This window comes from Nocardioides szechwanensis (assembly GCF_900103935.1).
Lineage (GTDB): Bacteria > Actinomycetota > Actinomycetes > Propionibacteriales > Nocardioidaceae > Nocardioides > Nocardioides szechwanensis.
The window spans coordinates 570,853-591,495 of record NZ_FNIC01000001.1 but is presented as its reverse complement, the minus strand read 5'-3'; the positions used below and the strand labels follow the sequence as shown (position 1 = coordinate 591,495).

The window sequence follows — 20,643 nt, the reverse complement described above, 5'->3', positions numbered from 1 at the left end:
CATGGAACGCATGACCGGCCCCGACGCGCTCATGCTCAACATGGAGTGCGCCACCGTCCCGATGCACACGCTGAAGATCGTCGTGCTCGATCCGAGCACGCGCGGGCACCACGTCACGCTGCCCGAGCTGCGCGCCGCCGTGGCGCCGTACCTCGGCCTCGTCCCGCGCGCCACCCAGAAGGTGTACGCCGCACCCGGGTGCGGAGGCCGCCCGTTCTGGGTGCACGACCCGGGCTTCGACCTCGACCGGCACCTCGACCAGGTCACCCTCGCCGACGGTGGCCGCGCCGGGCTCGACCAGCTCTGCGCGAGCCTGGCCGAGCGCCACCTCGACCGCAGCCGCCCGCTGTGGTCGATGACCCTGGTGCACGGGCTGTCCGGGGGCCGCCAGGCCGTCGTGGTCCGGCTCCACCACGCGGTCAGCGACGGGCTCGCCGCGCTCAACACGTTCCTCGCCGCGAGCACCGACGAGCGCGGCGTCACGGCGCCGATCGCGCCCGAGGAGCCCGCCATCGCCCCCGCCCCGCACGAGGTACGCCGCCAGGTGCGGCGCGACCTCCCGGTCACCCTCGCCGGGCTCCCCCGCCTGGTCCGCACCGGGCTCGCTACCCGCCGCGCGACCGCCGGCTTCGAGGGGCACGACCACGTGCCCGCCGCCCTCGGCGGCGTGCGCTCCAGCTTCAACGCGCGCGGCGGTGTCACCCGCGTGTGCGCCAGCGCCGAGCTCGACCTCGCCGACCTCAAGCGGGTCGGCCGCGCCACCGGTGCCACGATCAACGGCGTCCTGCACGCGGTGATCGCCGGCGCGATGCGCGAGGAGTACGCCGCGCGCGGCGACTCGCTGGACCAGCCGGCGGTGGCGACGTTCGGCGTCGCCGCCGACACCTCGTCGACGCGGCGCTGGGGCAACCAGATCGCCCCGGCCAGCGTCTACCTGCACGTCGACATCGCCGACGCCGCCGAGCGCCTGCGGGCCACCGCCCGCAGCTGCCTGCTGGGCGTCGAGCTGCGCCGCCGCCGTGGGTTCGAGCTGACCGAGCAGGCCTTCGCCATCGTGCCCCGGCTCGCGCCCGCCGTCCGCCAGCTGCTCGCCCCGCACGTCCCCAGGGTCGTCAACAACATCACCACCGCCAACGTGGCCGGCCCTCGGAGCATCCGCTGGTTCGGCGAGGTGGCGGTCGCCGACTGGATCTCGTACGCCGTGGCCGTGGCGCCCGCCGACGTCAACCTCACGGCGTACTCCTACGCCGGGCGGCTGAGCATCGGCCTGGTCGCGACCCCCGAGTCGATGCCCGACCCGGCGGCGTTCCTCGCGCGGCTCCAGCCGGCGCTCGACGAGCTGCTGGCCGTCGCCACCGACGCCTCCGCACCTGAGGGCGTGGCTTCCGTTGCCTGACCGCGTGACGTCCGTGCTCGAGTTCGCGGAGTCCACGCGGGCCCGGCTGTGGCTGTTCGGCTGCGTGGTGCCCCGCGCGGTCGCCAGCTCGGTCGCCGCCAGCAAGCGCTCCGAGGAGTCGGGCATCCCGGCCTGGAACCTCGGGGTCCGCGAGTTCGGCGAGACCGCGACCGACGAGCTGTTCATCGCGATCAGCGCGCTCTATCGCGAGGTGCCGCACTTCGACGCCGTCCAGGCGTCCGTCGAGGCGTGCGCCGCCGCCGCGCCGGAGCTCTCGGCCCTGGGGGTCGCGGGCGCCCACCGGCCGCCGCCGCCGCTCGCGACGCTCGGCCTCCGACGCCGCAAGGTCGGCCGGCTGCGCTTCGAGCACCTCGAGTTCGAGAGCCGCCCTGACCTGCCGCCCTCGTTGATGGACGCCGGCTACGGCAAGGTCGAGGTCGCGCACGCCCGGGTCCTGCGCCACGAGGGCGAGCCCCGCCCGTGGGTGGTCTGGGTCCACGGCGCCGAGCAGGGCCGCCTCGACGACCTCTTCGCCTTCCGGGCCGGCCACCTGCACCACGACCTCGGCCTCAACGTCGCGATGCCGGTGCTGCCGCAGCACGGACCCCGCCGCGACCTCGGCCGCTCCTGGCCGGGCTTCGACCTGCTCGGCAACATCGCCACGATGATGCGCGCGGTGTCCGACGTACGCGCCGTCGTCGGGTGGATCCACGAGCAGGACCCGGTCTCGGTCGCCGTCGTCGGCATGTCGCTCGGCGGTCCGGTCGCCGCGCTGGTCTCCGGCCTCGACGACCGCGTCGACGGCGTGGTCGCGATCGTCCCGATGCTCGACGCCCACGCCACCATCGCCCACCACACCGCCAAGACCGGCGGCCGCGGCAAGAAGCTCGCCGCGCTGCTGCGCTCCGAGCCGGTCAAGGCCGTCGGCACCGTCGTCGACCCGACGGCACTCGAGCCGTACGCCGCCCAGGACCGGCGCCTGGTCGTCGCTGCGCTGGGCGACCGGATGACGTCCGTGCGCGCCGCCCAGCGTCTCCACGGCAGCTGGGGCGGGCAGGTCCACTGGCACGCCGGCGGCCACATCGGCCACCTGATCTCCGGTGACGTGAAGGCCGCGCTCGACGAGTTCCTGGCGCCCGAGGCCACCTAGTCCCGGTCCGGGGCCGCGTCGAGCAGCCGCCTCCCGAGCTTCCGGCTCTCCTCGAGCAGCTCCGGCGGCCCGACGATCCGGTACGGCGCCCGGATCACGGTGAGCTGACCGGCATACCAGCCCGGGTTGTTGGTCGTCGCGCGCAGCCGGGTGTGCTCGGCGTCGATCTCCTCGAGGCGGCCGAGGCTGCGCCGTACCCACGTCGACGCCTCCGCGAGCGGGGCGTCGATCACGACCTCGACCTCCAGGGGCCAGCCCTCCGACAGGTGCTCCTCGACCGTCTGGTGGGCGTCGAGGTCCTCGGGCGGCGTGAACGTCTCGGGGAGCGACTCCACCGAGGCGACCCGGTCGACGCGCAGCAGCCGCCGGGCGTCGCGGTGGTGCGACCAGCACAGGAGGTACCACCGCCCCCGCCGTACGACGACCGCCCACGGGTCGACGTCCATCTCGCGCTGGTCGTCGGGGGCGAGCAGGTAGCCGAGCCGCACCCGGTGCCGCGCCGCGCACGCCTGCACCAGTGCGGCGGTCGTCTCGGGACCGGGTGTCACCGGGGTGAACCGGTCGAGGGTGCTGACGCCCCGGACCGCGGCGGTGGGGCCGGCCACCGGCTCGGGGAGCACCCGGATGATCTTGCCGAGCGCGTGCCCGACCGGGTCGTCGGTGTCGGCGGAGCCGCGCCCCTCGATCACGGCCATCACCAGGCCCATCGCCTCGGGGACGCTGAACATCAGCGGCGGCAGCCGGAGCCCGCGACCGACCCGGTAGCCGCCGTAGGGCCCGCGCACGGACTCGATCGGGACGCCCGCCTCACGCAGGATGGCGACGTAGCGCCGCGCGGCGCGCTCGGAGACGCCGAGCCGGTCCGCGAGCCGGGCCGCCGAGATGCCCGGCGCGTTCTGCACCAGCTCGAGCGCCAGCAGCGCCCGCGACGTGGGGCTCGAGTCGGACATTCCTCCATGATGGCGCATGTTCCGGAAGTAGAACGTCCGGAACCTCCTCTAACGTCTGCCCCATGAGCCACGACACCACTCCCGTGCTGACCGAGCCGCCGATCGCCGGCACCGAGGTCGACACCCTCCTCGGCTCGCTGGAGCGCCAGCGCCGCACCTTCGCCTGGAAGTGCGGCGGGCTGGACGCCGCCGGTCTGGCCGCGACCCTCGGCCCGTCCACGGTCAGCCTCGGCGGGCTGCTCAAGCACCTCGCCCTGGTCGAGGACCACTACTTCACGAGCTCGCTCGCGGGCCGCCCGATGGGCGAGCCGTGGGCCTCGGCCGACTTCGACACCGACCCCGACTGGGAGTGGACCTCCGCGGCCGGCGACACCCCCGAGGAGCTGACGACGCTCTGGCAGCAGGCCGTGGCCCGCTCCCGGGCCGTGGTCGCCGACGCGCTGACAGTCGCAGGGCTCGACCAGCCGGTGCCCGGCAAGAGCACCCCCGAGGGCGAGCACGCCAGCCTCCGACGGATGATCGTCGACCTGATCGAGGAGTACGCGCGCCACGTCGGCCAGGCCGACCTGGTCCGCGAGTCCATCGACGGTCTCGTCGGCGAGGACCCGCCCGCATGACGGCCCAGTACGGACCACACCGCTGGTCCGCGGGCGTCCATGACGACGGCCGCAACGCCGAGCACCGCGGCGCCTCCTTCCTGGTGCGCGACCTGACCGGCGCCAGGTTCGTCGACTGCGACCTGACCGGCGTGAAGATCGTCGACTCCTGGCTGGTCGGGGTGGAGCTGTCCGGATTCGTCGGCGGCCTCTCGGTCAACGGCGTCGACGTCACGGCGTACGTCGAGAGCGAGCTGGATCGCCGCCACCCCGAGCGGGTGCAGCTGCGCGAGATCCGTGACGCCGACGGGTTCCGCGCGATGTGGACCGAGCTGGAGCGGCTCTGGTCCGAGGCCACTGCCCGTGCCGAGGCGCTGCCTGAGGAGCTGCGCCAGGAGCGCGTGGACGGCGAGTGGTCGTTCGTCGAGACGCTGCGCCACCTGGTCTTCATCACCGACTCGTGGGCGAGCCGCACCGTGCTCGACGACCCGGCACCCTTCCACCGGCTCGCCCTCCCCCAGACCGCCTACGCGCCGGCCGACGCCGCCGCCCTCGGCATGGACGTCGACGCGCGGCCGTCGTACGCCGAGGTGACGCAGGCGCGTGCCGACCGGGGGGCCGTCGTCCAACGCATCCTCGACGGACTCACCGACCAAGATCTCGGGCGCACCTGCTCGCGCACGCCCGCGCCCGGCTACCCCGAGGAGGACCGCGCCGTCGCGGACTGCCTCGCGGTCGTCATGGAGGAGGAGTGCGAGCACCTCAGGTTTGCGCAGCGTGACCTCGCTGCCCTGGAAAGGAGGCCGTGATGGCCGACGTAGTGCTGTTCCACCACGTGCACGGGCTGACCACGGGAGTGCAGGAGTTCGCCGACGAGCTGCGCGCCGCCGGGCACACCGTCCACACGCCCGACCTGTTCGAGGGCCAGGTCTTCGACACCCTCGAGGAGGGGATGGCCTTCTCCAGGACGGTCCCCGTCGACGATCGCGCCGCCGCTGCCGTCGAGGGCCTGCCGGCCGAGCTGGTCTACGGCGGGTTCTCGATGGGCGTCATGTGCGCCCAGACGCTTGCGTCCAGCCGCCCGGGTGCGGTCGGTGGTCTGCTCCTCCACTCCGCCATCGACCCGCAGTGGGTGGGGCCCTGGCCCGACGGCGTACCCGCCCAGATCCACGCCATGGAGGCCGACCCGTTCTTCATCGAGGAGGACGGCGACCTCGCGGCCGCCGAGGCGATGGTCGCGGCCCACGACGGGGTGGAGCTGTTCCTCTACCCGGGCGACGAGCACCTGTTCACCGACAGCTCGCTGGCGGCGTTCGACGCGGACGCGACGGCGCTGGTCATGCAGCGAGCGCTGGCGTTTCTCGGCGGTCTCTGAGGGCGCCTGTCGGGGACTGTCGGTGCCGGGCTCTAGAGTCGGGTCCGTGAGTCGACGATGAGCAAGATGGACGGCCTGCGGGCGATGCGCGAGGCGCGCTACGAGGCGGCACAGAAGGGCGCCAAGGCGCCGGCCGCGAAGCCGAAGGTGCCGACCGCACCCGCGGTGGCCAAGGCGAAGCAGCCGACGGCCGAGGCCTCCGGCGAGGAGCTGTGCGGCCACAAGGCGATCAGCGGGCGCACCTGCACGCGCGAGAAGGGCCACGCGGCCAAGAGCCACCGCTACGCCTGAGCGAGCAGGCTCTCCCGTGAGTCGGCGAGCAGCTCGTCGTGGTCCTCGGGCAGCACGAACCCCGCGCTGACCGCGGCCTCTGCGGCGGCTCGGTAGGCCGCGAGGTAGGCGTCGGCGTCCGGCCACAGCTCGGCGAGCCGGGCGGTCGGCAGCATCGCGGTGCTCCCGAACAGGCGGCAGATGTTGGAGGCCCCGGGCACGCCCAGCCCGGAGAGGACCTCGACGGGGGCGTCCACGGCCGGGGTGCGTACGCCGCCTCTCGCGTTGCCCACCTCGTCCAGGGCGTAGCCGTCGCCGACGACCTCCAGCGGCGGGGCCGTGGGCGCGGCCGAGCCGCCTCGCGCCCAGCGCTCCAGGTGGTGCAGGGCGGCGCGCACCACGAAGACCTGCTGCCCGCGGTTGACCGGCTCGGCGCAGCCGAGGAACTCCTCGAAGTCGCCGATCACGAACTTGTCCGCGTGGGCGGTGCCCGCGACCTCCCACGTGCGCAGCCGGTTGTGTTCGGGCTGGCGCGCGGGCAGGTAGGCCAGGTGGCCGAAGAGGTCGGTCTCGGTCTGCACCACAAGTACCGGGACCTCGAGGTCGGTGCGCAGCCGGGTCGGGGTGCCGGTGATGACCTCCGCCATCGGCAGGCCGGCGCCGGAGCGGCCCAGCGGCAGCGCCGCTCCCCCGCGGCTGTGGATGAGCAGTCCGTCGAAGAGCCCGGCCAGCGGCTGCATGCCGTTGGCGTACGACGTCAGCGCGAACGCCGACTGCGACTCCCCTGTGGCGAGCACGCAGGTGGCGCCGAGGTCGTCCGCGACCGCGCGGGCGGCCTGGGTGAAGAGGTCGTAGGCGAAGGCGTCACCCGGGTGGGACAACTCGCCGTAGCGCTCGGCGTTGCCGCCCTTGAGCCCCGGGCTGCCGAGGTCCCCGACGGAGACCGACGACAGGCCGCCCTCGACGCCGGCGTGCTGGGCGGAGACCGCGGCGTAGGCGTGGCCGCGGCGGACGACCTCCTCTGCGAAGAACGTCCATCCGGGCGCCGCGTCCATGCCGCTGCTGACGTTGAGCCACTCGACGACCAGGGTGCCGCTCGCGGCGGCCTCGTCAGGGCGGCGTACGACCACCCGGGTGACGTAGTCGGCGTGAGCATCCTCGCGCAGCGACCAGTGTCCGTCGGCGGGCAGCTCGTCGGCGGCGTAGGACACCGCGGCGCCGGACGCGACGTACTCGGTCTCGACGTAGCCCGCGGCCGTCAGGTCGGGCCCAGGCCGCGCCGAGACGATGCCGGAGTCGCCGGGCGGCAGCTCCCGCAGCGACGCGCGGCCGGTCAGGACTGTTCCTCGGACCGAGCCTTGGCGCGCGCCGCTTTGGCGATGGTCTCCTCGACGATCGAGTTGAGCCGCGCGCCGTTGGGCCAGCCGGCGTAGTGGCACAGGAAGATCACGATCTCCCGCAGGGCGGTGTCGTCGAGCTCGCCGTTGGCGTAGGCCGCGGGGATCTGGATGCCGAGCACGTCGGCGCCGCCGGTGCCGGAGAGCAGCCCGATCAGCAGCAGCCGTCGGTCGCGGTCGGAGAGGCCGGGGCGGTTCCAGATGTCGGCGAAGAGGTGGTCGGCGGTGTAGCCGAAGAAGTCGCCCGCACCGTCGGTCATGTCGAAGCCGTAGACCTCCTCCATCTTCTCCAGGCCGCGGCGGCGCTGCTCCGGGAGATCCTCGAACTTGCTCATACGCCAAGCCCCTTTCCGAGGCGGGCGAGCGCCTCTCGTGCCATCGGTACGTCGACGTCGAGCTCGTCGGCCAGCTCGATGGCGAACGTCAGGTCCTTCTCCCCCAGGGCGCGGACGTGGTCGAAGACGCCGTACCAGAAGTCGTCCTGGTCGAGCGGCGCCGTCGTCGCCCGGTGCATGATCGCGCCGGGCCCGCCCGTGATCGCATCGGTGTGCCGGACCACCTTGCCCAGCTCGACGAGGTCGAGCCCCGCAGCCTCGGCGAGGCGCTGTGCCTCGGTGGCGGCGGTGAACGCGACGAAGTGCATCAGGTTGCGGGCCAGCTTCATCTTGGTACCGGCACCGATCGGGCCGGCGTGGGTGACCAGCGACCCCATCGCCTCCAGCGCCGGGCGGGCGGCAGCGAACGCCTCGTCCGTCCCGCCGACCATGATCGCGAGGGTGCCATCGGTGGCACCCATCGCGCCACCGCTGACCGGTGCGTCGACGACCTTGACGCCGTGACGGGCCGCGGTGTCGGCGAGCTCGGCCGGCGTCGCCGGGGAGACCGTCGAGTGGATGACGACGGTCTGGGCGTCACCGGCCACGCCGAGGATCTCGCCGAGTACGTCGCGGACCTGGTCGTCGTCGCGCACCATCACGCAGATGACTTCCGAACACGCGGCGAGGGAGGCGACGCTGTCGGCGGCGGCCGCTCCGGCGGCCTCCAGCTCGGCCACCGGCCCGGACGCGACGTCGTACACCGTTAGGTCGATCGCGTCGGCACCGGCAAGACGGAGCGCCATCGGCTTCCCGATGTTGCCCAGCCCGATGAACCCGACTCTGAGCTGACTCACGGTCGGAAGGTCTGTCCGCCGTCGACGGCGATGATCTGGCCGGTCACCCACGACGACTCGTCGGAGAGCAGGAACAGGCAGGCGCCGACCATGTCCTCGGGCTGGCCCATCCGCTTGAGGGCGAGGCCCTTGACCAGGTCCTTGGCAGCGTCGCCGGCCTGGGTGCGCGTGGCCTCGGTGTCGGTGGGGCCGGGCGCGATCGCGTTGACCCGGATGCCCATGCCGCCGACCTCGTGCGCGAGCTGCTGGGTGAGCCCGTTGACGCCGGTCTTGGCCAGGCCGTAGAAGCCGGAGTAGAGGTAGGCCGCGGTCGAGCTCTGGTTGACGATCGAGCCGCCGCCGCGCGCCTGCATGTGCTTCCAGACCGCGCGGGTGACGACGAGCACGCCGTCCATGTTCACCGACATGAACTTCTTGTAGTAGTCCCAGTCGACGGTGATCAGCAGGTCGAACTGCATGGTGCCGTAGATCGCGGCGTTGTTGACCAGCCCGTCGATCCCGCCGAGCTCGGCGACGGTCCGCTCCGCCATCGCCGTCGCCGACTCGGCCGACGACACGTCCGTGTGCACGAAGATCGCGCGGCCGCCGGTCTCGTTGATCGCCGCGGCGACCTTCTCGCCGGCCTCGGTGTTGACGTCGGCCACGACGACCGACGCCCCCTCCGCCGCGAGCGCCTTCGCGTAGGCCTCCCCGATGCCCTGCGCGGCGCCCGTCACGATGACGACCTTGTCCTTGAACCGTGTGCTCACTGTGCTGTCTCCTCGTATCTCACTGGGTTTCGACTCGCCGTCGCGACCTCGTACCTCGGTCGCGGGCTCGCTCTACCCGCTGTCTTGTCTTCCGGCGTTCGCAGGCTCACGCCGGGAAGGCCAGCGTCTTCGTCTCGAGGTACTCCTCGAAGCCGGCCACGCCCATCTCCCGGCCGATGCCGGACTGCTTGTAGCCGCCGAACGGCGCGTCAGGGCTGAACCAGACCCCACCGTTGACGGACAGGGTGCCGGTCCGGATCCGGGCGGCGACCGCCTTCGCGCGCTCGAGCGAGCCCGAGTCGACCGAGCCAGAGAGCCCGTACGGCGAGTCGTTGGCGATACGTACGGCGTCGTCGTCGCCGTCGTGCGGGATGACCACGAGCACCGGCCCGAAGATCTCCTCCTGCGCCAGCGTCGAGGAGTTGTCGAGGCCCGCGACGACGGTGGGCTCGACCCAGAAGCCGTCCTGGTCGATCACGTGGCCACCGGTGGCGAACGTGCCGCCCTCCGTGACCGCGAGCTCGAGGTAGGCCTGGACCCGGTCGCGCTGCACCTGGGAGATGACCGGGCCGCAGATCGCGCCGGGGTCGGCCGGGTCCTTGGCGCCGATCGACTCCATCGTCGACGCGGCGACCTGCACCGCCTCGTCGTACCGGTCGCGCGGGACGATCAGCCGGGTCGTGATCGCGCAGCCCTGGCCGGCGTGGATGCACGCGGTGAACGCGGTGGCGCCGGCGACGGCCGCGACATCGGAATCGTCGAGCGCGATCGCGGCGGACTTGCCACCCAGCTCGAGGAACACCTTCTTCAGCGTCGGTGCGGCCGCGGCCATGATCGCCCGCCCGGTCGCGGTCGAGCCGGTGAACGACACCATGTCGATCCGCGGGTCGGTCGAGAGCACGGAGGCGACGTCGTTGGAGCGCGGCGTGACCACGTTGAAGACGCCGGCCGGGATGTCGGTGTGCTCGGCCACCAGGCGCCCGAGCTGGCAGGCGACCCACGGGGTGTCGGGAGCCGGCTTCAGCACGACCGTGCAGCCGGCGGCGAGCGCCGGCCCGACCTTGGCGAGGTTGATCTGGGTCGGCACGTTCCAGGGAGTGATCGCCGCGACCACCCCGACCGGCTCACGCCGTACCGTCCGGCGGCTCTTGATGCCCATCGGTGCCGCGACCCCGAGGTCGGTCTCGAACTCGTAGGACTCGAGCAGGTCGGTGACCCACTTGAGGCCCTCGACCGGTACGTCGAAGCCCGCGGCGCCCATCATGAAGCCGGGCATCCCGACCTCGGCCGTGGTGAGCGCGCGGAAGTCGTCGGCGTGGTCGAGCAGCGCCTGGTGCAGCTGACGAAGGCAGCGCACCCGCAGCGCCACGTCGGTCGACCAGGCGGACTCGTCGAACGCCCGCCGGGCCGCGGCGATCGCGGCGTCGACGTCGCCGGCGGTGGCGTCGGGCGCCTGGCCGATCTCCTGGCCGGTGGCCGGGTTGAGGATCGGGTACGTCGTGCCGTCACCGGCCGGCGTCAGCCTGCCGTCGACGAGGAGCTGTGGCGCGGGTGTGCTCACTTCGACTCGTCCTGGGAGGCGTCCTGGGGAGCGTCCTGGGTGACGTAGGCGCCGCGCTCCACCGGCGGCGGCCACACCGGCGACGGGATGTCCTTGAGCTGGTAGTGGCCGGGCTGCGACGGACCGTGCACGCCCATCCGGTCGAGCAGCCCCTGCGGCGCCTTGCCCGACCCGGCGATCGCCAGGAACGTGTGGGCGGTCGACCCGAGGTCGAACCAGTCACGCTGCCAGGCGAACTCGAGCTTGCCCTCGGCGTTGCGCCCGACGCCGAACCACGAGCCGCCGATGCCGAGGATCTCGTACTCCTCGCCGGTCTCGTCGTTGGTGATGCCGGACTTCTGCTTCCAGAAGCCGACGATCATGCCGGTCCTCTCGTCGACGACGGTGGCCTGGTAGTCGTAGTGCCAGCCGTCGAGGCCCTCCATCTCCTGGCCGATCGCCAGCTCGCGGATCTCCTCGCGGCCGATCGCCATGAAGTGCTCGTCGGGCGTGTACATCCAGCCGTAGGTGGCGTCCTCGGCGTAGTGGTCGGCCATGATCTTCCAGTCGCCGAGGCGCTCGGCCTCGCGGTTGACCTCCAGCCAGCTCTGCCAGAACTCGTCGATCTCGTCGCGGGTGAACTCGCTCATGGGTTCCTCATTCTTCGTCGGTCATGGCGAGCGCCATGGCTGGGCAGTACTGGACGGCGGCCCGGACCTGCGGCCGCACGGACTGGTCGGGGTGCTCCTGGAGGACGACGACCACGTCGGCGTCCTCGTCGAAGCCGAAGACGTCGGGTGCCTCGCCCTGGCACATCTGGTGGCCTTGGCACAGGTCCAGGTCGGCGACCACCTTCATCGCCGGCTCACTTGACGCGCCTCCGGTAACGCACGCGGCACGGCTGCTGGAGCTGGATGACCATCTTGGACACGTCGTCGGCGTACGCCTCGGGCGGCTGGGCCATCTCGAACTGGTAGTCGCGCAGGATCACGGAGAAGATCGCCTTCATCTGCATCATCGCGAAGGCGTTGCCGACGCACCGGTGCTTGCCGGCGCCGAAGGGGATCCAGGTCCAGCGGTTCTGCAGGTCCTCCTGGCGCGGGTCGAGGTAGCGACCCGGGTCGAAGGACTCCGGCTCCGGGAAGTCCTCGGCGATCCGGTTCGAGACCCGGGGCGACGCGGCCACGACGGTGCCGGGCGCGATCAGGTGGCCGGCGAGCTCGATCTCCTCCTGCACGACGCGCATCAGGATGATCAGCGGCGGGTGCAGCCGCAGGGTCTCCTTCAGCGCCGCCTCGAGCTGCGGGATCGAGCGCAGCGCCTGGAACGACACCTCGGAGCCGTCTGCGTACAGCTCGTCGAGCTCGGCAACGACCGTCGCCATCGCGTCGGGGTTGCGCATCAGCTCGATCAGCGCCCACGACGCCGTGCCCGACGACGTGTGGTGGCCCGCGAACATCATCGAGATGAAGATCCCGGTGATGTAGTCGGCGGTCATGTCGATCGAGATCAGTACGTCGAGCAGGTCACGGTCCTCCTTGGGCACCTTGCCCCGCACCTTGCGCCGGTCGATGATCCCCTGCACCAGCTCGACGAGCTTCTCGCGCGCGGCATCGCGCCGGTGGAAGCTCTCGATGTCGGCGTAGGGGTCGACGTAGGCGATGGCGTCGGTGCCCTGCTCGAGCTCGTGGTAGTAGTGCGCGAAGGAGGAGTCGAGCTCGTCGCGGAAGGGCTTGCCGATCAGGCAGCTGCTGGTCGTGTAGATCGTGAGCTCGGCGAACCAGTCGAGCAGGTCGATCTCGCCCTCGTCGCCCCAGTCGGCGACCATCCGGTTGATCTCGTTCTCGATCGTGGTCGCGTGGCCGCGCATCATATCGCCGCGCAGCGCCTGGTTCTTCAGCATCTGCTGGCGCTCCTCGGGCGAGGCGTCGAACACGACGCCCTTGCCGAAGATCGGGGTCATGAACGGGTAGGCCGCGGCCTGGTCGAGCGTCGAGTCGGGCGCCCGGAAGAACTGCTCGTTGGCCTCCGCGCCCGACACGAGCACGACGTCCTTGTCGGCCAGCCGGAAGCGGCCGATCTCGCCGCACTCGGCCCGCACCCGCTCGAAGAGACCGATCGGGTCGACCCGCATCTCGGCCAGGTGCCCGTAGCCGTCGTCGGCCACGGCGTACGAGACCTCCCGGATCCCTTGAGGCGTGATGTCGGTGGTGCTGCCTACCGTGCTGGTCATCGTTCCTCCTGCTTGGAAAGGGGTGCCTCGGGTGAGACCTCGACCAGGTTCCAGTGCACGCCCCTCGGAGCGCTCACCACCGTCGTGATCGCGTCGGCGATGGCGGTCGGCTTCATGAAGTGCGGGTGACGGGCGAGGCCGAAGCGCACCCACTGGTTCAGTACGAAGGCGGCCTCCTCGTCCTCCCAGTCGGTGCCCATCTCGCTCCAGGTCGGGCCCGGACGCACGATGCTGGCGCGGACGCCGGTGCCCTCGAGCTCCATCTGCATCGCGTGCGCCATGCCTTCGAGCCCCCACTTGCCGGCGGCGTACGACGACATGAACGGGCGCGCGCGCACGGCGACGTCGGAGGAGACGAAGACCAGGTCGCCCCGGCGGCGCTCGACCATGCCGGGCACGAACGCGCGCACCAGCCGGTGGGCGCCGACGATGTTCAGGTCGAGCTCGCGGGCGAAGCACTCGCTGTCGACCTCGTGGATGGTGCCGGGCGCGACCGCGCCCGCGTTGCTGACGACGACCTCGATGTCGCCCAGGTCGGCAGTGACCGCCGCGGCGAAGGCGGTGACGGAGTCGGTGTCGGTGAGGTCGAGCGGGTGGACGCTGGCCTCTCCCCCGGCCTCGCGCACCTGGGCGGCGAGCTCCTCGCACTTGTCCGTACGCCGTGCGCCCAGCGCCACCGGGTGGCCGGCGGCCGCGAGCGACAGGGCGGTCGCCGCGCCGATGCCGGACGACGCACCGGTGACGACCGCGGGGCGGCGGTCGGGCTGCGCGTAGCGGCTCATCGCGCCTCCACCCGTACGGGCACGGACGCGAAACCGCGCACGTTGAGCGAGTGGACCCGGCCGCAGCGGTCGTGGTCGACCTCCACCGAGCGGACCGCCTTCACCAGGCTGGTCAGCGCGATCCGGGCCTCGAGGCGCGCGAGGTTGGCGCCGAGACAGAAGTGCCGACCACCCCCGAAGGAGAGGATCTGCGCGAGCTCGTCCTTGTCCCGGAAGATGTCGTACTCGTCCGGGCGGCTGAAGACGCGCTCGTCGCGGTTGGCGGACCCGAGGCAGAGCAGCAGCTTGGACCCCTTCGGCGCGACCCGGCCGTGCAGCTCGACGTCGCGCAGCAGGTAGCGGGCCAGCAGCTGGCTCGAGGTGTCGAAGCGCAGCGTCTCCTCGATCCACGGCACCACCAGGTCGGGGTCGCCGGCGCCGCCGAAGACGCGGGCGAGCTGGTCGGGGTGGCGGGTCAGGTGGAAGAGGCAGTGGCCGAGGAGCTTGGTGGTCGTCTCGTTGCCGGCGACAACCATGAGGAAGAGGAAGGCGATGACGTCCTCGTCCTCGAGCCGCTCGCCCTCCATCTCGGCCGCCAGCAGAGCGCTGGTGAGATCGTCCTGCGGCTGCCGGCGGCGCTGCGTGACCATCTCCTGGTAGTAGCCCACCAGCCACAGCGAGGCGTCCATCGCGGCGGGCGGGACGTCGTACACGCCCTCCTCGCGGTGCACGACGACGTCCGCCTGGCGGCGTACGTCGTCGCGGTCCTCGGGCGGCACCCCCATCATCTCGGAGATCACGTCCATCGGGAGCTTGCCGGCGAAGTCGGTGATCCAGTCGAAGCCCTCCCCGTCCCCGGCCCGTGCGAGGCACTCCCGGAGGTACTGGTCGGTGAGTGCCTGGATCCGGGGCAGCAGCTCGGTGACGCGTCTGGGCGTGAAGCCCCGCGAGACGAGGGACCTCATGGTCTTCTGGCGGGGCGGGTCCATCCCGAGGATCGACATCACTCGGTGGGCGTCGGGCCCCCACGCGGACTTCTCGATCGCGACGCCCCAGGAGTTGGAGTAGGTGCCCTCGGTGCGCACCGCCTCGGCGATGTCGGCGTGCCGGGTCAGCGCCCACAGGTCGAGGTCGGGGTTGTGGTGCAGCGGCTCCTCGGCGCGCAGGCGTGCGTAGACCGGGTAGGGGTCCTCCTGGAACGCGTAGTCGTAGGGGTCCAGCGCCATCGGCGTCTGGGTGCCCGGGGTGTTCAGCGTGCTCGTCATACGTTGCCCCTGAGGATCGTGGCGACGACGGCGTCGAGCCGCTCGCCCATCTCGGTGTAGGTCATGAGGCCCATGCCGGCCTGGAGCAGCGCTCCGGAGAACGTCAGCGCGAGCGCCTCGAGCACCACGGGGTCGGCGCCGTCGCCGAGGGCGCCGCGGAACCGCTCGACGAACTCGGCGCCGATCCGCAGCCGCAGCCGGGCGACGTCCGGGTCGGTGCTGAGCAGGGCGAGCGTGGCGCCGGCGGCCAGCTCGGGCGAGGAGCCGAGCGAGCCCATGGTCTGGCGGATCACGCTCTGCACCCGCTCCACCGCGTCCTTGCCGGTCGGGACGGGCGGGTCGGTGTCGGTGAGCAGGCGCAGGAACAGCTCGGCGAAGAGGTGGTTCTTCGAGGAGAGGTAGGTGTAGGCGGTGGCGGCGGAGACCCCGGCGCGCAGGGCGACGGTCCGCACGGTCAGCCCGTCGACGCCGACCTCGCGCAGCTCCTGGTCGCCCGCGGCGAGCAGCCGCTCGACGGTCTCCGCCTGGCGCGGGTTCAGCCCCTGGCGGGGCGCGCTGGACACCTGACTGGACACCTGTCCAATCTAGAACGTGTTCCTGTTCGTGCGCAAGAGGAGCCGGAAAGTACGGAACGTAATCGACCCGATCCGCCCTGGGCGGGGTTGAAAACGTTCCGTACTTTCCCGATCAGCGCGGCTCGGTGATCGTGACGTCGAAGTCCGCGCCGCCGCCGTACAACAGCAGGAAGCCGAGGTAGGCGGCTCCGGCCGGGATCGGCGTGGCCTCGTCGAGGAGGGCGAACCCGCCGGTCATCGGCTGGCAGTCCTCGTCGTAGGCGAAGACCAGGAACTCCCCGATCGGCACGGAGCCGGAGTACGTCGCGGCGTGCAGGCCGTCGCCGGCACCCTTGGGCAGCTTGGTCATCCACGCGTCCACGCCGTTGGCCGAGGGCAGGTCCGGGCAGGAGGCCGCCCAGGACAGCTCGGTGACACCGGGGCGGTAGGGGTCCAGGCCGAGCAGGGAGCCCTGAGCCGCGTTGCCGGTCGCCACGGAACCGTGGGACGTGACGGGCTTGTCCGCCGGCGGCTGCTGGGGCCGGATGCCGGAGGCCGTGCCGAACGCCTGCACCTCGGCGACCAGCGCGGTCGACGCGTTGGTGGCACCGTTGCCGAACACAGCGTCGGCGACCACGCGGACGTACTCCGCCGGCACCGCCTCGGGCAGCCGGTAGGTCCTCAGCGCGAGGTCGGGCACCGCGGGCCGCGGCGCCGTGAAGCGGAACTTCGCGACCTTGGCCGTCTTCCAGGTCTTCCCGTCGAGCGACGTCTGCACGAGCACCCGCCTGGCGGCGGCGAAGCGCGGCAGCCCGATCGGCTTGATCACGCTGACCGCGACCGTGTCGATCATCGAGCGCTTCTTCAGGCGCAGCGTCACCGACCGGCTGGGGCCCTGGTTGTAAGCCTTGTCTGACGGGCCGGTCTGCCAGGCGGTGACCTCGGTGTCGTCGACCAGGTTGGTGGCCGGCAGCGCGGCCGCCTGGCTGGTGACCATGACGACCTTGGCGCCCGACGACTGCGAGAGCAAGTTGGGACGGAGCTCGACGCGCTTGGTCACCGTGTCGCCCTTGCGCACGTCCACCGTGACCCGCTGGATGCCGAAACCCGCCGCCTGGAGGGTGAGGGTGTGGCGGCCGGGCGTCATGGTGACGGTGCCGGTGCCGTTCTTGCCGGTCGTGAACAGCGGCGTGCCGCGGCCCTCGAAGAGGCCACCGAGAACGCGGACGTCCTCGGCGGGGCCACCGGCGGAGGCGTTGACGATGCGCAGGGTGACCCTGCCGTTGCGGTCCTGGCCGGGTATGTCGAAGCCGGGCCTCGGGTCGGTGTCGGTCTCACCCTTGGTCTTCGCGGAGACGCCCATGCCGCGCTCGGCGAACGCGCTCCAAAGCAGGGCGGTGTACTTGTTCTTGTAGCGCAGCTCGGAGGCCTTGAGGATCGCGTCGCGCATGTCCAGGAACGACGGCGCCGGAGGCGAAATCGGCATCGCGTCGGTCACGATGTGCTCGGCGATGTCGCTGGCGCGGCGGTGGTTGCCGCCGACCGACTTCAGGATGTTGCTCCGCACGGTCCACAGCGTTGCGGTCCAGATCTCGCCGTCGGAGTGCACCTCGGGCCCGGACATGTCGTAGCCGTAGTCGCCGTAGGTGGCCGGGCTCTTCGCGTAGTTCCAGTTGCGGATGCCGCGCTGCGGGTCACCGACGTACGGCGCGGTGACCGCAGTGCGGGAGAGCCCCTCGCGGAAGAGGTGGTTCATGGCGTACCAGTCGCCCCAGCCCTCCCCCATCGCCCCGGCCTGGACGCTGCCGAGGGAGCCGAGGCCGCCGCCGCCGACGTACCGGTTGGACAGGCCGTGGGCGTACTCGTGCTGGATGATCGTGGCGTCGAAGTCGCCGTCGCGGGCGGGCGCCTCGAAGGCGTCGTCGACGAACTCCCAGAGGTACATGTTGGTGAAGCCGGGGATGCCGTCGGGCAGCGTCAGCATGTTGGCGTTGTTGCGGCCGAGCGCCAGCACCGGCTGGGTCAGGTTGAGGGCGCCGGACTGGGCGCCGCCCATGATCGGGTCGCCCCCGAGGCCGGGGCCGTCCTCGCCGTTGTTGACGAGCTGGAAGTTGCCGGCGGTCTCGGTGAAGCCAAACTTGTAGAACTCGTCGTGGATCCGGTTGTGGTGGTAGAAGAGGTTGACCGCGGCGGCGTTGGCGTCGGCGACGAACGTGCCGGTCCCGCCGTCCGACTTCGCCCACGAGTTCGGGAAGGCGAAGTTGAACTCACCGGTGGGGCTCACCGGCCGGTTCTCCTGGTCGGCGGCGACCAGCGGGACGGTCCACGCGATCGCGGTGTTGGCGTTGTTGCCGAGGGTGGTGACCCCCCGGAGCCCCACGATGCCGGTAGGGTCGACCCAGCCGCCGGGCGACTGCGGGGTGGGACCGAAGCTGACGACCTTGGGCTTGCCGCCCTTGGGGGCGCCGGGGTAGTTCTCGTAGACCGTGCCCTCGGCGTGCGCCACCAGCGACTTGCGCAGCAGCGGTCGGCCGGTGGTCGCGTCGACGATGACCGCCCAGGCCTCGTCGATCGCCTTCACCACGAGGACGGCGTACGCCGCCCGGGCGCCGGTCGGCGTCGGGAACGCGATCTTGCGGACCCGCAGCACGTCGGCGAGCGGACCCGCGGTGAAGACGTCGTACCCACCTTGCGTCTTGCCTGTCGGGGTCGGGTCGAGGTCGAGGCCCGGGAGCAGGTCGGCCACGGTCGTGGCGACCGCCTCCGTGGGGCTGAGCTCGAAGCCACCCAGGAGGCTGCTGCTGCGGACGGGGTCGCCGGCGTAGCTGACGACCCGGCCGTCCCGGTCGACGACGACGGTGAGAATGCCGCCGTACCCCGACGCGACGCCGCCGAAGGTCTGGGCGAAACTCAGGACGCGGGTCCGGATGCCGGGAAGCTCGTGGTTGCGCACGACCTCGAGCGCCTGCATGTCGGCGGCGGTGAGGCCGAAGGCGGCGCTGTGCGCGGACAGCCAGCCGCGGGCGATGGCCAGGGGGTCGCCGGCCCGGGGGGCGGTCAGGGCACCGCCGGCCTTGGCGATCGAGCGCGGGGTGCCGCTGGCGTTCCAGGTGACCGAGGCGCCGGCGATCTGGGCGAGTGCCGAGCGCTGCGTGGTCGTGGGCTTCAGGGCGGGCAGTGAGGCTCGCGAGTCGAAGGCGGCGGTGAGGCCGTCGCCGAGCGGGAGTACGTCGGTGGCCTTGCGGGCGAGGTCTGCCGTGGGCCCGGTCGGGGCGGAGGCGGCGTCGGCGGAGAGCTGGGTGAGGGTCGGCGTGAGCACGAGCGTCGCGGCGATGGCAGCGACGAGCGGCTTCTTCGATCGGGTCACGGGGCACCTGTCGTCGGTGGAAGGGCCTCGGGGGTGGGAGGCCTTGTCCGACAAACGACGGATCGGGCCGTTCGCTACGCGGCGGTCCAGTCAGGTAACGGCCGTCACCGACGTGCGGTGTCGGTGCCGTCGAGCAGACTGTGCGGGTGCTGCTCCACGACGTCGTCATCACCTCGGGCGTGGTCGCCGCGACCCGGTCGCGCAAGGCCAAGACCGCCGCCATCGCCGACCTGCTGTCCCGCGCGGATCCGGACGAGATCGAGGTCGTCACCGCCTACGTCGGCGGCACGCTGCTGCAGCGGCGCACCGGGCTGGGCTGGCGCAGTGTCAGCACGCTCCCCTCCCCTGCCGACCTACCGTCGCTGGGGTTGCGGGAGGTGGATGCCGCCTTCACGACGATCAGCGCCATGGCCGGCGCCGGCTCACAGGCCGCACGCGCGGCCGCGGTGGCCGAGCTGTTCGGCCGGGCCACCGCCGACGAGCAGGTGTGGCTGCGCGGCGTCGTCACCGGCGAGGTCCGGCAGGGCGCCCTTGACGCGCTCGTGCAGGAGGCCGTGGCCGCAGCCGCCGGCGTGCCACTGACCGACGTACGACGGGCGGCGATGCTGTCCGGTTCGACGGTCGCTGTCGCGCGACTGGCCTTCGACGGCGGCGAGGCGGCACTGCGGGCCGTCGGGCTCGAGGTGGGGCGGCCGGTGCTGCCGATGTTGGCGTCGTCGGCGCCGAGCGTGGAGGCGGCCATGACCAAGGCTGCCGGTGCCGCGGCGGTGTCGATCGACACCAAGCTCGACGGGATCCGGATCCAGGTCCACCGCTCCGGATCGACGGTGCGCATCGCGACCCGCAGCCTCGAGGACATCACGTCCCGGCTGCCGGAGGTGGTCGACGTCGCCCTGGCGCTGCCGGCCACGTCGTTCGTGCTCGACGGGGAGGCGCTGGCCCTCGACGACGCCGGGCGGCCACGGCCCTTCCAGGAGACCGCGTCGCGCACCGCACAGGCCAGCGGGGTCTCGGTGACGCCCTACTTCTTCGACCTGCTGCACCTCGACGGCGTCGACCTGCTGGACGCGCCGCTGTCCGAGCGGGTGGCCGCGCTCTCGGCGCTGGTTCCCGCGGCGCACCTGACCGAACGGCTGGTGACCGCCGACGCCGAGGAGGCGTCTGGCTTCGTCGCCTCGGTGCTGGCGGCCGGCCACGAGGGCGTCGTGGTGAAGGACCCGGCGGCGCCCTACGACGCCGGCCGGCGGGGTTCGTCGTGGGTGAAGGTGAAGCCGGTCCACACCCTCGACCTCGTGGTGCTCGCGGTCGAGTGGGGGTCCGGCCGCCGCGAGGGGCTGCTCTCCAACATCCACCTGGGGGCGCGCGACGAGAGTGCGGACGGCGGGTTCGTGATGCTCGGCAAGACGTTCAAGAGAACAAATTCAGTATCCGGCTGGGTACCAGTCGGCAAGACGTTCAGGGGCATGACGGACGCGATGCTGGCGTGGCAGACAGAGCGGTTTCTTGAGCTGGAGACGCACCGAGAGGGACACATCGTTCATGTTCGCCCCGAGCAGGTGGTCGAAATCGCCTTCGACGGCGTGCAGCGGTCGACGCGCTACCCGGGTGGGGTCGCTCTTCGCTTCGCTCGGGTGGTGCGGTACCGCGACGACAAGCGAGCCGCAGAAGCAGACACGATTCTGACAGTGCGACGCCACTGGCCTGGCTCGGAGATCCCTGACTCTGTGGGCGACGAGTGAGACGATAGTTAGAGAGGATCGGGGGAATCATGGATTGGCTCTTTGAGGGGCTTGGGACGCTCATAGTTGGCCTGCTTATCGGGGGTGCAGGCGGTGCCTACGGCGGTTATCGGATAGGCATGCGGTCTGT

Annotated in this window: 20 protein-coding genes; 7 read left to right on the top strand and 13 right to left on the bottom strand. The window is 71.9% G+C overall.

The genetic code is table 11. The features are described 5' to 3' along the window. The first annotated feature begins 1 nt into the window (after position 1). Together BLR90_RS02855 and BLR90_RS02850 are read left to right on the top strand one after the other, a co-directional pair. The gene (locus BLR90_RS02855) at positions 2–1,396 is read left to right on the top strand and encodes a wax ester/triacylglycerol synthase domain-containing protein (RefSeq protein WP_091022356.1); all 1,395 of its coding nucleotides are present in this window, start codon (positions 2–4) and stop codon (positions 1,394–1,396) included. 4 nt (positions 1,397–1,400) lie between these two features. After that, the gene (locus tag BLR90_RS02850) at positions 1,401–2,546 is read left to right on the top strand and encodes an alpha/beta hydrolase (protein ID WP_091022354.1); all 1,146 of its coding nucleotides are present in this window, start codon (positions 1,401–1,403) and stop codon (positions 2,544–2,546) included. Here the strand turns inward: BLR90_RS02850 and BLR90_RS02845 are convergent. Then, on the bottom strand, positions 2,543–3,496 hold the full coding sequence (locus BLR90_RS02845; protein WP_091022352.1) for a helix-turn-helix transcriptional regulator: 954 nt from the start codon (positions 3,494–3,496) through the stop codon (positions 2,543–2,545). The two genes, BLR90_RS02850 and BLR90_RS02845, sit on opposite strands and share 4 nt — an antisense overlap. A 62-nt stretch (positions 3,497–3,558) precedes the next feature. Here BLR90_RS02845 and BLR90_RS02840 point away from each other — a divergent pair, with 62 nt between their 5' ends. Genes BLR90_RS02840 through BLR90_RS02825 form a run of 4 tightly spaced genes read left to right on the top strand, consistent with a single transcriptional unit; the run spans position 3,559 to position 5,758 of the window. Beyond that, positions 3,559–4,113: a DinB family protein gene (locus BLR90_RS02840; protein WP_091022351.1), complete on the top strand. Its 555-nt coding sequence runs from the start codon at positions 3,559–3,561 to the stop codon at positions 4,111–4,113. Next, a complete protein-coding gene (locus BLR90_RS02835; RefSeq protein ID WP_091022348.1) occupies positions 4,110–4,901 on the top strand; it encodes a DinB family protein in 792 nt (263 codons plus the stop codon). Before BLR90_RS02840 ends, BLR90_RS02835 begins: the two co-directional genes overlap by 4 nt. Continuing rightward, complete coding sequence (locus BLR90_RS02830; protein WP_091022346.1) at positions 4,901–5,467, top strand: dienelactone hydrolase family protein; 567 nt, start codon at positions 4,901–4,903, stop codon at positions 5,465–5,467. The genes BLR90_RS02835 and BLR90_RS02830 overlap by 1 nt, the downstream gene beginning before the upstream one ends. A gap of 57 nt (positions 5,468–5,524) precedes the next feature. Further along, positions 5,525–5,758, top strand: a complete 234-nt coding sequence (locus tag BLR90_RS02825) for a hypothetical protein (protein WP_091022345.1) — start codon at positions 5,525–5,527, stop codon at positions 5,756–5,758. On the opposite strand, the gene BLR90_RS02820 is transcribed toward BLR90_RS02825, so the two are convergent. The 12 genes from BLR90_RS02820 to BLR90_RS02765 all read right to left on the bottom strand — a co-directional run bounded on the left by BLR90_RS02820 (position 5,749) and on the right by BLR90_RS02765 (position 18,774). Next, the gene (locus BLR90_RS02820; RefSeq protein ID WP_218029301.1) at positions 5,749–7,176 is read right to left on the bottom strand and encodes an alpha/beta hydrolase domain-containing protein; all 1,428 of its coding nucleotides are present in this window, start codon (positions 7,174–7,176) and stop codon (positions 5,749–5,751) included. The two genes, BLR90_RS02825 and BLR90_RS02820, sit on opposite strands and share 10 nt — an antisense overlap. Then, positions 7,071–7,469, bottom strand: a complete 399-nt coding sequence (locus BLR90_RS02815) for a carboxymuconolactone decarboxylase family protein (RefSeq protein WP_091022343.1) — start codon at positions 7,467–7,469, stop codon at positions 7,071–7,073. Before BLR90_RS02815 ends, BLR90_RS02820 begins: the two co-directional genes overlap by 106 nt. Then, positions 7,466–8,305: an NAD(P)-dependent oxidoreductase gene (locus BLR90_RS02810; protein ID WP_245715117.1), complete on the bottom strand. Its 840-nt coding sequence runs from the start codon at positions 8,303–8,305 to the stop codon at positions 7,466–7,468. Before BLR90_RS02810 ends, BLR90_RS02815 begins: the two co-directional genes overlap by 4 nt. Beyond that, the gene (locus BLR90_RS02805; RefSeq protein ID WP_091022341.1) at positions 8,302–9,054 is read right to left on the bottom strand and encodes an SDR family oxidoreductase; all 753 of its coding nucleotides are present in this window, start codon (positions 9,052–9,054) and stop codon (positions 8,302–8,304) included. Before BLR90_RS02805 ends, BLR90_RS02810 begins: the two co-directional genes overlap by 4 nt. Positions 9,055–9,160: 106 nt before the next feature. Beyond that, positions 9,161–10,615 carry an aldehyde dehydrogenase gene (locus BLR90_RS02800; RefSeq protein ID WP_091022339.1) on the bottom strand — a complete coding sequence of 485 codons (1,455 nt, stop codon included), beginning with the start codon at positions 10,613–10,615 and terminating at the stop codon, positions 9,161–9,163. Then, on the bottom strand, positions 10,612–11,244 hold the full coding sequence (locus BLR90_RS02795; RefSeq protein WP_091022337.1) for a nuclear transport factor 2-like protein: 633 nt from the start codon (positions 11,242–11,244) through the stop codon (positions 10,612–10,614). The genes BLR90_RS02800 and BLR90_RS02795 overlap by 4 nt, the downstream gene beginning before the upstream one ends. Positions 11,245–11,251: 7 nt before the next feature. Continuing rightward, positions 11,252–11,452, bottom strand: coding sequence for a ferredoxin (locus BLR90_RS02790; protein WP_091022336.1), 201 nt, complete (start codon positions 11,450–11,452; stop codon positions 11,252–11,254). Positions 11,453–11,459: 7 nt separating this feature from the next. Continuing rightward, on the bottom strand, positions 11,460–12,827 hold the full coding sequence (locus tag BLR90_RS02785) for a cytochrome P450 (RefSeq protein WP_091022334.1): 1,368 nt from the start codon (positions 12,825–12,827) through the stop codon (positions 11,460–11,462). Beyond that, a complete protein-coding gene (locus tag BLR90_RS02780; RefSeq protein ID WP_091022332.1) occupies positions 12,824–13,609 on the bottom strand; it encodes an SDR family oxidoreductase in 786 nt (261 codons plus the stop codon). The genes BLR90_RS02785 and BLR90_RS02780 overlap by 4 nt, the downstream gene beginning before the upstream one ends. Further along, on the bottom strand, positions 13,606–14,853 hold the full coding sequence (locus tag BLR90_RS02775; protein WP_091022330.1) for a cytochrome P450: 1,248 nt from the start codon (positions 14,851–14,853) through the stop codon (positions 13,606–13,608). The genes BLR90_RS02780 and BLR90_RS02775 overlap by 4 nt, the downstream gene beginning before the upstream one ends. After that, on the bottom strand, positions 14,850–15,428 hold the full coding sequence (locus BLR90_RS02770; RefSeq protein WP_091022328.1) for a TetR/AcrR family transcriptional regulator: 579 nt from the start codon (positions 15,426–15,428) through the stop codon (positions 14,850–14,852). Before BLR90_RS02770 ends, BLR90_RS02775 begins: the two co-directional genes overlap by 4 nt. Positions 15,429–15,540: 112 nt before the next feature. Continuing rightward, the gene (locus tag BLR90_RS02765; protein WP_091022326.1) at positions 15,541–18,774 is read right to left on the bottom strand and encodes a M36 family metallopeptidase; all 3,234 of its coding nucleotides are present in this window, start codon (positions 18,772–18,774) and stop codon (positions 15,541–15,543) included. 146 nt (positions 18,775–18,920) lie between these two features. Between BLR90_RS02765 and BLR90_RS02760 the strand changes: the two genes are divergently transcribed. Then, a complete protein-coding gene (locus BLR90_RS02760; protein ID WP_091023192.1) occupies positions 18,921–20,513 on the top strand; it encodes an ATP-dependent DNA ligase in 1,593 nt (530 codons plus the stop codon). Positions 20,514–20,643: the final 130 nt, after the last annotated feature.